This is a genomic window from Pseudomonas sp. GD03858 (genome assembly GCF_029840925.1).
Lineage (GTDB): Bacteria > Pseudomonadota > Gammaproteobacteria > Pseudomonadales > Pseudomonadaceae > Aquipseudomonas.
Genome location: NZ_JAOCDM010000050.1, coordinates 1 through 12220, shown reverse-complemented (window position 1 = coordinate 12220; position 12220 = coordinate 1). Strand labels below are relative to the sequence as shown.

Here is a 12220-nt window from a genome sequence, read left to right as displayed (position 1 = left end):
TCATTCACCGCGGATGTACTGCTCCAGTTGCAGGATCAGGTTGGCCTGTTCGGCGATGGTTTCCTTGACCAGGTCGCCGATCGACAGCAGCCCCAGCAGTTTGCCCTCGTGCACCACCGGCAGGTGGCGCAGGTGGCGGTTGGTCATCAGGTTCATGCAGTACTCGAGGTTCTGCTTGGGTTCGACGGTAACCACCGGAGAGCTCATGATGTCGCGTACCGGCGTGGCCGCCGAGGAACGGCCCTTGAGCACCAGCTTGCGGGCGTAGTCGCGTTCGCTGACGATCCCCACTACCTGGTCGTTCTCCACCACCGGCAGTGCACCGACGTTCTTCTCCGCCAGCAGCCTCAAGGCATCCAACACCGAGTCGTCAGGGCTGATGGTGTAGACGGTGTGGTGCTGGGACTTGGCTTTGAGGATTTGTTCGACGTTCTTCATACGGGCCTCTGTGGGTGGAAACGCGACGTGTCGGAGTAAATAAAGCATCCGGCACGGCGCTCTGCACGGCAATGCAGGAAACGGCATCGAGGTGATTGAAAAACGTCATCAGGAAACGGGGTTGCCGTTCGTCAGGGAACTGAGTTCGCAGGTAGTCCGCGCACACTGTGGGAGCGGGTTCACCCGCGAATACCGGCGTAGCCGGTGCCACGCACGGCGGCGCTTGCTTCGCGGCTAAAGCCGCTCCCACAGGAATCGAACAAGCGTCAACCCTTGGGGCTTGTTGTGGCGAAAGGGCCGCAACGCGGCCCCGGGTGAGTCATCAGAGCTTCGGCATCTGCCCGATCCGCGCGACCATCTCGCTGACGATCTGCAGGTCGAGCATGAACTGCCCCACGGTCTTGAACTCGTTGTCGTTGTGCCCGCTGTACTTCACGTCCGGCATGGCCAGGCCGAACTGCACGCCGTTGGGCAGGTCGTGCACCGAGGTGGCGCCAGCGGAGGTGCCGTACTCGTGCTTCATGCCCAGGTTCTCGCTGGCCACGGCCAGCAGGGCCTTGACCCATTCGCCTTCGGGGTTGCGGTACATCGGCTCGTCGAGGGTGTAGGCGAAGGCCACCGATGTGTGGCTGGTGCGCGCCCAGTCACCGAGCTTGTCGGAGATCTCGGTCTTGAGGGTCTCGAGCGACTTGCCCCTGGGAATACGCAGGTTCACCGCCAGCTTCAGCGCCTTGTCATCCAGGCCGACGAAGGTCAGCGAGGCGGTCAGCGGCCCCATGAAGTCATCCTTGAAGCCCACGCCGAGCTTGTTGCCCAGGTAGTCCAGGCCCCAGTTGTGCGCGGCATAGCGGGCGGCGTCGGTGATGTGGTTGTGCTTGAGCGGCACCTGCTTCTGCACGCCATCGAGGAAGTCGAGCATGCGCGCCACCGGGTTGACTCCGGACTCGGGCTCGGAGGAGTGCGCCGACACGCCGGTCACGGTCAGCAGTACGTGTTTGCCGTCGGCCTTGGCGTCGATCTTGAAGTCACCGCCGTGTTGCTTGACGTATTCGCCGCCGGCTTTCTCCAGGGCCTTGGCCAGGTCCTGCGGTTGGTCGCTGGTCAGGGTCGCCACCGAATTGCCAGGGATCTGGTTGGTGGCCAGGCCACCGGTCAGATTCACCACCTCGGCGCCTTTGCCGGTGCCTGCGCGCTTGGTGAAGGTGGCCATGATGGTGCCGTAGCCTTTCTCGGCGATCACCACCGGGTAGCCGCCGTCCAGTGCGAGGTTGTAGTCGGGCGTGGCGTTGCGCTCGAAATAGTAGGGGATGGCATCGCCGGTGGTCTCTTCGGTGGTATCCACCAGCAGCTTGAACTGGCGCGCCAGCGGCAGCTTCTCATCCTTGGCCACCTTCAGGGCGTAGAGCGCGACGACGATGCCGTTCTTGTCGTCCTCGGTGCCGCGGCCGTACATGCGATCGCCCACCAGGGTGACCTTGAACGGATCGAGCTTGGTGCCGTCCTCGAGTTTCCAGTTTTCCGGGGTCACCGGCACCACGTCGGCGTGGGCGTGGATGCCGATCACTTCCTTGCCTTCGCCAAGCGTGATCTCGTAGACGCGGTTGTCGATGTTGCGGAACGTCAGGCCGAAGCCCTCGGCCAGGGCCTTGATCTTGTCGGCGAACTTGAGGAATTCCGGGTTCTCGTGTTGTGGCACGCCTTCTTTGCGGTAGGTCGGGATCTCCACCAGCTGGCGCAGGGTTTCGGTGGCGGCCTTGCCGTACTTGATACGGGTGTACAGGCCCAGCAGGCGGTGGATCTCGTCCTGCTGTTCGGCGGCGAGCGGCTTGCCGGCCAGGTACAGCTTGAGGGTGGCGTCCAGCTTGTCGGCCTTGGCCAGGTTGCTGCCGGCCAGCTTGCCGAGGAACTGCCTGAAGTCGGCCGGGTCGCTGCCGTCGTAGGCCTTGATGATGGCGGCGGACTGTTGCTGGGACAGGTTGGCCTGGGCCGGCACGGTGAACAGGGCCAGGCTGGCCAGCATCACGGAGGCGGTGCAGAGCTTGGTAAATGGCATGGGGGTGCGCATTCCTTTGCAAGTGTTGGTGGGGGCCGTTTACGCAAACGGAAGATGCCCCACGCTAACACCAATGCCCACCCGTGCGGGAGAGGTGGCATTGTGACGTCATGCACAAATGAAAAAGCCCCAGGCATGGCCTGGGGCTTTTTGAAGATGGCGCACTCGGCGGGATTCGAACCCACGACCCCTGCCTTCGGAGGGCAGTACTCTATCCAGCTGAGCTACGAGTGCAACGGGCCGCATCATACCCATGTGCGTCGGCGGCGTCCATGGCCTTGATCTGCGGATGTTTTTCCAGAGGGGCGCGGTGTTGCTCCAAGCCGATTCCGGGAGTGGCGATTTCTGCTTAAATGCCGGCCCAGGTGTGTGGCAGTGGCAATGGAGAGAGACGTCGATGAAAGGCTGGGCAAGGAAGGTGGCCGCAGGTGTGCTCTGGCTCATCAGTGGCGCGGCGTTGGCGGGGAACCCGGGACAAGCGCCTGTGGACAAGCTGGCATTGAGCATTCTGCAGGACCTGGAGGTGAACTCCTTCGATAACTCGCTACGGCCAGCTCACTACCCACCAGGCACGACACTGGGGCAGACGCCTTATCGCGTGTACGAAAAGGTCGCCGCGAGCACGGGGGCCTATCTTGCCCGGGATGCACAAGGCAGTTGGCTTTACAGTGTCAGGGTGCTGGAGGCGGGTGAGGACCGCGCCACCATCTGCTTCGTGGATCAGAACCCTCAGGGCGGTTATCTGGCGGCTTCGCGGCTGCAGGTCAGGCGTAACCTGGCCGGGCACTACGTCGTCGTGCGCAGCTTGCCTGCCGCGCCAGCCTGCGCGGTATCCAGGGGCTGAGGCCTGGCGCGGCGGGTTTCATCTATCCATATGAATTATCGGTATTTCTCATCATCGGGCAGGGCTCGCTATCTTCTCGTCACAACTTGTTATAACAAGTCATCTGACAGCGAAGACGATCATGGCCGAACTGCTCCCCTTGTCCCCCGTACCGCTCTACACCCAGCTCAAGGAACTGCTGCGCGAGCGCATCCTCGATGGCAGCTATCCACCGCACAGCCGCATGCCCTCGGAGAACGAGCTGGGCAAGGCCTTCGATGTCAGCCGCATTACCGTGCGCCAGGCGTTGGGCGACCTGCAGAAAGAAGGGCTGATCTTCAAGATCCACGGCAAGGGCACCTTCGTCGCCAAGCCCAAGGCGTTCCAGAACGTCAGCACCCTGCAGGGGCTGGGCGAGTCGATGACGCAGATGGGCTACGAGGTGCTCAACCGCCTGCGCAGTTTCCGCCATGTGCCGGCCAGCGCCCAGGTAGCGGCGCGCCTGCAGGTCGAGGAGGGCAGCGAGGTCACCGAGATCCGCCGAGTGCGCTTGATCAACCGCGAACCGGTGTCGCTGGAGATTACCTGGCTGGCGAAGGACGTCGGTGTGCGCCTGGAGCATGCCGACCTGGTCACCCGCGACATCTTCGAGCTGCTGGAGAACGACTGCGGCATCGCCCTCGGTCACGCCGACCTGGCCATCGACGCGGTGCTCGCCGATAGCGACCTGACCCAGGCGCTGGGGGTGGAGGAAGGCTCGCCGATCATGCGCATCGAGCGCCTGACCCATACCGTCGATGGCACGCCACTGGACTTCGAACACCTCTACTACCGTGGCGATGCCTTCCAGTACCGCCTGCGCATCGACCGTCAGAAGGGGGGCAAGGCATGAGTGTCGAGACCCAGGACTACGACATCGTGGTGATCGGTGGCGGCACCGCCGGCCCCATGGCCGCGATCAAGGCCAAGGAGCAGGACAAGACCCTGCGCGTATTGCTGCTGGACAAGGCCAACGTCAAGCGCAGCGGCGCCATCAGCATGGGCATGGACGGGCTGAACAACGCCATCGTCCCTGGCCATGCCACCGCCGAGCAGTACACCCGGGAAATCACCGTCGCCAACGATGGCATCGTCAACCAGGCCACGGTGCATGCCTACGCCACCAAGAGTTTCGCGACCCTCGAGCAGCTTGACCGCTGGGGCGTGAAGTTCGAGAAGGACGAGACCGGCGACTACGCGGTGAAAAAGGTCCACCACATGGGCGCCTACGTGCTGCCCATGCCCGAGGGGCACGACATCAAGAAGGTGCTCTATCGCCAGCTCAAGCGCGCCCGGGTCGAGATCAGCAACCGCATGGTCTGCACCCGCGTGCTGCTTGATGGCGATGGCGCGGCGGCGGGCGTGCTGGGCTTCGATTGCCGCACGGGCGAGTTCCGGGTGATTCGCGCCAAGGCGGTGATCCTCGCCTGTGGCGCCGCGGGGCGGCTGGGGTTGCCGTCCTCGGGCTACCTGATGGGCACCTACGAAAACCCGACCAACGCTGGCGACGGCTATGCCATGGCCTACCATGCCGGCGCCGAGCTGGCCAACCTCGAGTGCTTCCAGATCAACCCGCTGATCAAGGACTACAACGGTCCGGCCTGTGCCTACGTCACCGGTCCGCTGGGCGGCTACACCGCCAACAGCAAGGGCGAGCGCTTCATCGAGTGCGACTACTGGAGCGGCCAGATGATGTGGGAGTTCCACCAGGAGCTCGAAGGCGGCAACGGCCCGGTGTTCCTCAAGCTCGACCACCTGGCCGAGGAGACCATCCAGAACATCGAGCAGATCCTGCACGGCAACGAACGTCCCAGCCGTGGCCAGTTCCACGCCGGGCGCGGCACCGACTACCGCCAGCACATGGTCGAAATGCACATCTCCGAGATCGGCTTCTGCTCCGGGCACTCGGCGTCGGGGGTGTGGGTCAACGAAAAGGCCGAGACCAGCGTGCAAGGTTTGTACGCCGCGGGCGACATGGCCGCGGTGCCGCACAACTACATGCTCGGCGCCTTCACCTACGGCTGGTTTGCCGGCGTCAACGCCGCGCGATACGTGGCCGGGCGCGAGCTCGCCGAGGTCGATGCCGGCCAGGTCGAGCGTGAGCGCGAACGGGTATTCGCGCCGTTGCACAGGGAGCATGGCCTGCCGCCGGCCCAGGTCGAGTACAAGCTGCGGCGCATGGTCAACGACTACCTGCAGCCGCCGAAGGTGACGAAGAAGATGGAGATCGGCCTGGCGCGGTTCGCCGAGATCGAGCGCGACCTCGGGCAGATGAAGGCCAGCAACCCCCACGAGCTGATGCGGGCGATGGAGGTCACGGTGATTCGCGACTGCGCCGAGATGGCGGCGCGGGCATCGCTGTTCCGCGAGGAGAGCCGCTGGGGGCTGTATCACCATCGGGTCGATTTTCCCGAGCGCAACGACGCCGAGTGGTTCTGTCATTGCCATCTGAAGAAAGGCGAGAACGGTGTGATGACCAGTTTCAAGAAGCCGGTGGAGCCGTACCTGGTTGCCCTGGATGCCGAAGAGCAGACCGCGTACCAGCGCCTGCGGGTCAAGACCGCGTGATTTTCCACAACCTGAGGCAGCCTGCTCCCACAGGGGATTGTGCCCGCCTCGGCTAAATAGATCGAAGGCGCCCATGAAGGCTCCGAGGACCCCGTGAAATGGCCTACCAACCCCAGGAAATCTTCTTTCGCAGCAGTGCCCCGGTCACCATCGACGAAGACAAGTGCATCGCCGAGAAAGGCTGCACCGTCTGCGTCGAGGTCTGCCCCATGGACCTGCTGGCCATCAACCCGGCCACGCAAAAGGCCTACATGGCCTTCGACGAATGCTGGTACTGCATGCCCTGCGAGAAGGACTGCCCCACTGGCGCGGTGAAGGTGGATATCCCTTACCTGCTGCGTTGAAACGCTCCTCACTCGATTGCGCCGTGGAAGCTTGCCATGACTGAACGAATCACCGACAACCCCGACATCCTCATCCTGCTGCCCCGTCTGGCCGATAGCGATGCCAGCGTACGCCGTATCACCCTGATCGACTTGGCCGACCTGGAAGATCCGGATGCCTTGCCCTGGCTGACCGCTGCCCTGCGCCGTGACCCTGTGGCCGAAGTGCGCGCCGAGGCGGCGCGCCTGCTGGAGGCCTGGGAAGCGCCGGAGGTGGTGCAAGACCTGTGCGCCGCGTTGGCCGATCCCGCCGAAGCCGTGCGGGTGGCTGCCGCGCAGAGCCTGAGCGAGCTGAAGACCGCGCAGGCGGGCCGGTTGATCCTGCCCTGGGTCGATCATGCCGATGCCTTCGTCCGCGCCAGTGCCTTGCGGGCCTTGCGCGAACTGCGCCTGGAGGACGCCGCCGGGCCGGCGCTGCGGGCGCTGGCGGACGCCGATGCCAGCGTGCGCCGGGAGGCGGTGGGCATTCTTGGCTGGCTCAAGCATGAACCGGCTCTGCCGGCATTGGCCCGGCTCGCGGCGAGCGAGACGGACACCGAGGTTCGACGTGCCGCCATTGGCGCCCTCGGCCTGGCCAGCGATACCACGGTGCTGCCCGCGCTGATCGGCGCACTGGCGGACGAAGCCTGGCAGGTGCGCGAGGAAGCGGCGAGCACGCTGGGCAAGGTGGGTCACGACGAGGCCGGCCAGGCGTTGATCGCGGCGTTGAGCGACGGCTATTGGCAGGTGCGGTTGCGCGCCGCCCGCGCGTTGGGCCGTCTGCGTCATGCTGGCGCGCTCGATGGACTGGCGGGCCTGCTTGGCCATGGCATCGCCAACCTGCGCAAGGAAGCCGCGCTGGCGCTCGGGGAGCTGGGCCAGGCCAGGGCGCTGCCGGCGCTGCATGCAGCCGAGGCCGACAGTGATCCAGAGGTACGCAAGGCTGTGCGCATCGCCCTGGCGCAGTTGCAGGGGGCGGCGTGATGGAGATGCCCCTGGCGCTGCGCAACCGACGCGCCCAGGGCGAGCTGCTGGTGCAGTGGGCGAAGGCGCGGCAGGTCATCAGCCACGCTCGGTTGCGTGGCGCCTGCCCGTGCTCGCAGTGCCGGGCGGCGCGCTTGCAGGGCGCTGTTTCACTGGTGCGTGACGATGTACGGGTGGCGCGGATCGAGATGCAGGGGTATGGGCTGCAGTTGCTGTTCAGCGATGGGCATGAGCGCGGGATCTATCCTTGGGATTACCTGCGGGCGCTGGGTTGACGCCATCGCCGGTGATCTGGTGCAAGACCTTCTCGCGCAATCCATGCAACGCCACGCCGGTACGCTGGCGCGGGTGCGGCAGGTCGACCTGCACCACGGCCTTGATCCGCCCTGGCCTTGGCTCCAGCACCACCACCCGGTCGGCCAGGTAGGTCGCTTCCTCGGCATCGTGGGTGACCAGCAGGATGGTGATCCCCGAGCGCTCGCGTATCGCCAGCAGCTCATCCTGCAGTTGCTGGCGGGTCAGGGCGTCGAGGGCACCGAACGGCTCGTCCAGCAGCAGGATCCTGGGGCTGGCGACCAGGCCCCGGGCGATCGCCACACGCTGCGCCATGCCCCCGGAAAGCTGGTGCGGGTAGGCCGACTCGAAGCCGACCAGCCCGACCAGTTGCACGTGCTGATGTATGCGTCGGGCGCGCTCGCCCTGGGTCAGTCGGTCGTTGACCAAGCCCAGGCCGATGTTCTGCGCCACCGTCAGCCAGGGAAACAGGCGAGGCTCCTGGAACACGATGCCGCGCTCGCCGCCGATGCCCCCGACCGCCTGGCCGTCGACCCGGATGATGCCGCTGTAGTCGGTATCCAGGCCGACCAGCAGGCGCAGCAGGGTGGACTTGCCGCAGCCGGAGGCGCCGACGATGGCGATGAACTCGCCTTCGTCGATCGACAGGTCGAACTGGCGGATCGCCTCGAATGGCTGGCCATCCACGCTGAAGGTCTTGCCGACCTGCTCGAAGCTGACCAGGGCGGGCGTGGCGTCGGCTTGGTTGGCCGCGTGCAGGGCCGGGGTGATGAATGCGTTCATGCGGATCTCCAGCGCGTGGCGCGCGATTCGAGGCGTTGGCCAAGATGGCCGAGCAGGGCGCCGACCAGGCCGATCAGGACCATGGCGGCCATCACCTGGTCCATGCGGAACAATTGCTGGGCGCCGATCATCAGGCTGGCGATACCGCCGTCCGAAGGCATGAAGTATTCGGCGCCGATGGTGCCGAGCCAGGCATAGATCAGCGACAAGCGCAGGCCGGCGAAAATCGCCGGGGCGGCGCCGGGTAGCACCAGCAGGCGCAAGCGATGGGGCAGATCCAGACGCAGCGCCTGCGCCGCTTCGCCCAACTGCGGCGACAGGCTGGCGATGCCGCGCTGGGTGGCGATCAGCAGCGGGAAGAACGCCGCCAACGCGACGAACACCAGCTTGGCGCCCTCGCCCAGGCCGAACCAGGCGGTGAGCAAGGGCACCCAGGCGAACAGCGCCACCTGGCGCAACGCCGCCAGGCTCGGGCCGAGCAGGCGCTCGGCGTTGGCCGACAAGCCCAGCAGCAGGCCCAGGGCGAAGCCCGCGCCACCGCCGAGCAGCAGCCCGGCGAGGGTGCGTTGCAGGCTCAGGCGCAGGGCTTCGGGCAGTGAGCCGTCGAGCACCCCGGCATACAGGTTGCGCAGAACGTCCAGCGGTGAAGTGAGGATATTGGCGTCGACCCAGCCGAAGCGGTTGGCTGCCTGCCACAGCACCAGCAGGGCCACGGGTAGCAGCAGGCTTTGCCAGCCGCGCGGGACGGTGGCGCGAACCTGTTCGCCGGTGGGTGGCTGCGGCCAGTGCAGCAGGCTGCGTTCAAGGCGTGAGAAACCACGGTCCATCAGCGCGCCGACCAGGCCGATCACGAGGATGCAGAGGAACACCAGGTCGAGCATGAACAGCTGTCGTCCCCAGACCATCAGGTAGCCGATGCCCTCGCTGGAGGCCAGCAACTCCACCGCCAGCAGCGAGGTCCAGCCGGTGGCCAGTGCCAGCCGCGTCCCGGCGAGAAATGCCGGCAGCGCCGCGGGCAGCAGCAGGCGCAGGAACAGCAGGCGCGCAGGCAGGCGCAGGACGGCGGCGGCTTCGCGCAGCTTGGGCTGGGCATCGCGCACGCCAACCAGGGTATGCAGCGTGACCGGAACCACCACCGCCTTGACCAGCACCACCAGCTTGAGCAGTTCGCCGATGCCGAAGAACAGCATGAACAGCGGAATCCAGGCCAGCGTCGGGATCTGCGCCAGGGCGATGAAGGTCGGCAGCACCAGGGTCTGCGCCCGCCGCGATCCGCCCAGCCAGGTGCCCAGCAGCAGGCCGCTGGCGATCCCCGCCAGCAGCCCCCAGAGCAGGCGTTGCAGACTTATCCACAGATGACCCCAGAGCTCGCCGGAGCCGAACTCCAGCGCGCTCTGCCAGACCAGGGCCGGGGCCGGCAGGATCTGCTCGCTCATCCAGTGCTCACGGCTGGCGACGATCCACAAGGCCGTCACCGCCAACGGCACGACCCACGGCAGGTAGGAGCGGCCTTGCGCCGCGAAAGGGCCGCGCAGCGGCCCCCACAGGCGGCGCAGACTTGCGCTCAAGACTTCGCTCATCGAGGCATCTCCCAAACCGTTCCTTGTTTATTCATTTATGGAATTAAAAAATCACATAAATAGTATTCAAGGGATAAGAACATGCGCCCGATGCCTGCGAAAGCCTCGCCCCGTTGCGTTTTCCTCATATTTTCCATGCATGTCCTGCAAGCCGCTCGCAGGCCCGCATTCCACTTGGTTTATGTCATTTGGTTACTAAAAAATGAAGTTTTGATCTTTGTAGGTTCTAACCGGACCTGCCTAGCTTCTGGCCCATAGCGCCGGCCATCGCCGGTGGCAGCCTGCCAAGGAGCCTTGCCATGAGAACCCCCTTCCGCCATTTGCTCAGCCCATTGCTCGCCGCCCTGTTGAGCGCCTTGCCCATGGCGGCCCATGCCGTCCAGCCCGATGTGATCCGCATTGCCGTGCCGGACCTCAGCGCCGGCAGCAAGCCCAGCGCCGGCGGCGTGGTGGATGTGCTGCGCGACCAACAGCTGCTGGAGAACGAGTTCGCCAAGGACGGCATCCGCATCGACTGGCGTTTCTTCAAGGGTGCCGGTCCCGTCGTCAACGAAGCGCTGGCCAACGGCCAGGCGGACTTCGCCTACCTGGGTGACCTGGCCGCCATCATCGGCAAGGCCAACGGCCTCGACACCCGCGTGCTGTCGGCTGGCGTGCGTGGGGTGAAGAGCTACCTCGGCGTGGTGCCGGGCTCGGGCATCCATAGCCTGCAGGACCTCAAGGGCAAGCGCGTGGCGGTGTTCCGTGGTACCGCCAACCAGCTGTCGTTCGCCAGCGCCCTGGCCAGCCAGGGGCTGTCCGAGCGAGAACTGAAAGTCATCAACCTCGATTTCAACGCCGCCAACGCAGCGCTGGCGGCCAAGCAGATCGACGCTACCTGGGGCCTGTCCAACCTGCTGTCGCTGCGCGAGCGCGGGCTGGTCGAACTACCGGTCAACTCGCGCGACCTCAAGGGTGCCGGCAGCACCCAGGCGGTGCTGCTGGGCACCGGCGAATTCATCCGCCAGCACCCCGACCTGGTGCAGCGCGTGGTCAACGCCCAGGAGCGGGCGGTGAAATGGCTGCGCGACGAACGCAACCGCGAAGCCTATGTGGAGCTGGTGGCGAGCACGGCCAATTGGCCGAAGTCGATCCTGCGCGACGACCTGGCCCAGGAGAACCTCGCCGACTACTTCGACCCACGCCTGGATGCCGGCTTCGTCGCCCTGCTGCAACAAGGCGTGGACCTCGCCGCCAGGGAGCGCCTGATCCGGCGTGGCTTCCAGGTGGCCGACTGGATCGAACCCCGTTTCATCGATACCGCCCAGCGCCAGGACCAGGCCGTCCAGGCCGCCCGCTGACCCGACAACAACCCCGAGGAGCACGAGCATGAGCAACGCCGCACTGGCCACCGCGCCGCAAACCGTCGAACTCGACATCCATCCCGTTGCCGGGCGCATCGGCGCCGAGATTCGCGGCATCGAGCTGTCCGCCGATCTTGCCCCGGCCACTGTCGAGGCCATCCAGGCCGCGCTGGTGCGGCACAAGGTGATCTTCTTCCGTGGGCAGACGCACCTGGACGATGTCGGCCAGGAGGCGTTCGCCCAACTGCTCGGCGAACCGATCGCCCACCCCACGGTGCCGGTGGTCGACGGCACCCACTATCTGCTCCAGCTCGATGGCGCCGAAGGCCAGCGGGCCAACTCATGGCACACCGACGTGACCTTCGTCGATGCCTACCCCAAGGCCTCGATCCTGCGCAGCGTGGTGGCCCCGGCCTCGGGCGGCGACACGGTGTGGGCCAACACCGCCGCGGCCTACCAGGAACTGCCCGTGCCGCTGCGCGAACTGGCCGACAAGCTGTGGGCGGTGCACAGCAACGAATACGACTATGCCAGCGTGAAGCCGGATGTCGATCCGGCCAAGCTGGAGCGTTACCGCAAGGTGTTCACTTCGACGGTGTACGAGACCGAGCACCCGGTGGTGCGCGTGCATCCGCTCAGCGGCGAGCGGGCGTTGCAGCTGGGGCACTTCGTCAAGCGCATCAAGGGCTATTCGCTGGCCGACTCGCAGCACTTGTTCGCGCTGCTGCAAGGGCATGTCACGCGGCTGGAGAACACCGTGCGCTGGCGCTGGCAGGCAGGGGACGTGGCGATCTGGGACAACCGCGCGACCCAGCACTATGCGGTGGATGACTACGGTACCCAGCCGCGCATCGTGCGCCGCGTGACCCTGGCTGGCGAGGTGCCGGTGGGCGTCGATGGGCAGTTGAGCCGGACCACGCGTAAAGGCTGAGATCGTTGGGGCCGCTTTGCGG

At 65.8% G+C, this 12220-nt stretch carries 12 protein-coding genes and 1 tRNA gene; 8 read left to right on the top strand and 5 right to left on the bottom strand.

Features of this window, described 5'->3' with window-relative positions; translation table 11 throughout:
• The 3 genes from N5D48_RS14530 to N5D48_RS14520 all read right to left on the bottom strand — a co-directional run bounded on the left by N5D48_RS14530 (window position 1) and on the right by N5D48_RS14520 (window position 2725).
• Window positions 1–438, bottom strand: a complete 438-nt coding sequence (locus tag N5D48_RS14530) for a CBS domain-containing protein (RefSeq protein ID WP_279885366.1) — start codon at window positions 436–438, stop codon at window positions 1–3.
• Between the two features lie 322 nt (window positions 439–760).
• The gene (locus N5D48_RS14525; RefSeq protein ID WP_279885364.1) at window positions 761–2491 is read right to left on the bottom strand and encodes a dipeptidase; all 1731 of its coding nucleotides are present in this window, start codon (window positions 2489–2491) and stop codon (window positions 761–763) included.
• 157 nt (window positions 2492–2648) lie between these two features.
• Window positions 2649–2725: transfer RNA gene (locus N5D48_RS14520), tRNA-Arg, on the bottom strand.
• A 163-nt stretch (window positions 2726–2888) separates the two neighbouring features.
• On the opposite strand from N5D48_RS14520, the gene N5D48_RS14515 reads away from it, so the two are divergent.
• The 6 genes from N5D48_RS14515 (at window position 2889) to N5D48_RS14490 (ending at window position 7542) form a co-directional block, all read left to right on the top strand.
• Entirely contained in the window at window positions 2889–3335 is a 447-nt protein-coding gene (locus tag N5D48_RS14515) for a hypothetical protein (protein WP_279885361.1), read from the top strand.
• 121 nt (window positions 3336–3456) lie between these two features.
• On the top strand, window positions 3457–4206 hold the full coding sequence (locus tag N5D48_RS14510; protein WP_279885359.1) for a GntR family transcriptional regulator: 750 nt from the start codon (window positions 3457–3459) through the stop codon (window positions 4204–4206).
• Complete coding sequence (locus N5D48_RS14505; RefSeq protein WP_279885356.1) at window positions 4203–5921, top strand: fumarate reductase/succinate dehydrogenase flavoprotein subunit; 1719 nt, start codon at window positions 4203–4205, stop codon at window positions 5919–5921. Before N5D48_RS14510 ends, N5D48_RS14505 begins: the two co-directional genes overlap by 4 nt.
• Before the next feature lie 98 nt (window positions 5922–6019).
• Window positions 6020–6265, top strand: a complete 246-nt coding sequence (locus tag N5D48_RS14500; protein ID WP_008096634.1) for a ferredoxin family protein — start codon at window positions 6020–6022, stop codon at window positions 6263–6265.
• A gap of 36 nt (window positions 6266–6301) precedes the next feature.
• Window positions 6302–7267, top strand: a complete 966-nt coding sequence (locus N5D48_RS14495) for a HEAT repeat domain-containing protein (protein WP_279885353.1) — start codon at window positions 6302–6304, stop codon at window positions 7265–7267.
• Entirely contained in the window at window positions 7267–7542 is a 276-nt protein-coding gene (locus N5D48_RS14490) for a gamma-butyrobetaine hydroxylase-like domain-containing protein (RefSeq protein ID WP_279885352.1), read from the top strand. The genes N5D48_RS14495 and N5D48_RS14490 overlap by 1 nt, the downstream gene beginning before the upstream one ends.
• On the opposite strand, the gene N5D48_RS14485 is transcribed toward N5D48_RS14490, so the two are convergent.
• Entirely contained in the window at window positions 7484–8344 is an 861-nt protein-coding gene (locus tag N5D48_RS14485; RefSeq protein ID WP_279885350.1) for an ABC transporter ATP-binding protein, read from the bottom strand. The two genes, N5D48_RS14490 and N5D48_RS14485, sit on opposite strands and share 59 nt — an antisense overlap.
• Window positions 8341–9924 (bottom strand): ABC transporter permease, encoded by a 1584-nt coding sequence (locus tag N5D48_RS14480; RefSeq protein ID WP_279885348.1) that lies wholly within the window; start codon window positions 9922–9924, stop codon window positions 8341–8343. The genes N5D48_RS14485 and N5D48_RS14480 overlap by 4 nt, the downstream gene beginning before the upstream one ends.
• A 299-nt stretch (window positions 9925–10223) precedes the next feature.
• Between N5D48_RS14480 and N5D48_RS14475 the strand changes: the two genes are divergently transcribed.
• On the top strand, window positions 10224–11264 hold the full coding sequence (locus N5D48_RS14475; protein WP_279885346.1) for an ABC transporter substrate-binding protein: 1041 nt from the start codon (window positions 10224–10226) through the stop codon (window positions 11262–11264).
• Window positions 11265–11292: 28 nt separating this feature from the next.
• Window positions 11293–12198: a TauD/TfdA family dioxygenase gene (locus tag N5D48_RS14470; protein ID WP_279885343.1), complete on the top strand. Its 906-nt coding sequence runs from the start codon at window positions 11293–11295 to the stop codon at window positions 12196–12198.
• Window positions 12199–12220: the final 22 nt, after the last annotated feature.

What these genes read in the sequence shown, in the direction of transcription:
- N5D48_RS14470 (WP_279885343.1), top strand. Translation starts at nt 11,293, where the DNA reads ATGAGCAACGCCGCACTGGCCACCGCGCCGCAAACCGTCGAACTCGAC.
- N5D48_RS14500 (WP_008096634.1), top strand. Translation starts at nt 6,020, where the DNA reads ATGGCCTACCAACCCCAGGAAATCTTCTTTCGCAGCAGTGCCCCGGTC.
- N5D48_RS14510 (WP_279885359.1), top strand. Translation starts at nt 3,457, where the DNA reads ATGGCCGAACTGCTCCCCTTGTCCCCCGTACCGCTCTACACCCAGCTC.
- N5D48_RS14475 (WP_279885346.1), top strand. Translation starts at nt 10,224, where the DNA reads ATGAGAACCCCCTTCCGCCATTTGCTCAGCCCATTGCTCGCCGCCCTG.
- N5D48_RS14505 (WP_279885356.1), top strand. Translation starts at nt 4,203, where the DNA reads ATGAGTGTCGAGACCCAGGACTACGACATCGTGGTGATCGGTGGCGGC.
- N5D48_RS14485 (WP_279885350.1), bottom strand. Translation starts at nt 8,344, where the DNA reads ATGAACGCATTCATCACCCCGGCCCTGCACGCGGCCAACCAAGCCGAC.
- N5D48_RS14525 (WP_279885364.1), bottom strand. Translation starts at nt 2,491, where the DNA reads ATGCCATTTACCAAGCTCTGCACCGCCTCCGTGATGCTGGCCAGCCTG.
- N5D48_RS14530 (WP_279885366.1), bottom strand. Translation starts at nt 438, where the DNA reads ATGAAGAACGTCGAACAAATCCTCAAAGCCAAGTCCCAGCACCACACC.
- N5D48_RS14515 (WP_279885361.1), top strand. Translation starts at nt 2,889, where the DNA reads ATGAAAGGCTGGGCAAGGAAGGTGGCCGCAGGTGTGCTCTGGCTCATC.
- N5D48_RS14480 (WP_279885348.1), bottom strand. Translation starts at nt 9,924, where the DNA reads ATGAGCGAAGTCTTGAGCGCAAGTCTGCGCCGCCTGTGGGGGCCGCTG.
- N5D48_RS14490 (WP_279885352.1), top strand. Translation starts at nt 7,267, where the DNA reads ATGGAGATGCCCCTGGCGCTGCGCAACCGACGCGCCCAGGGCGAGCTG.
- N5D48_RS14495 (WP_279885353.1), top strand. Translation starts at nt 6,302, where the DNA reads ATGACTGAACGAATCACCGACAACCCCGACATCCTCATCCTGCTGCCC.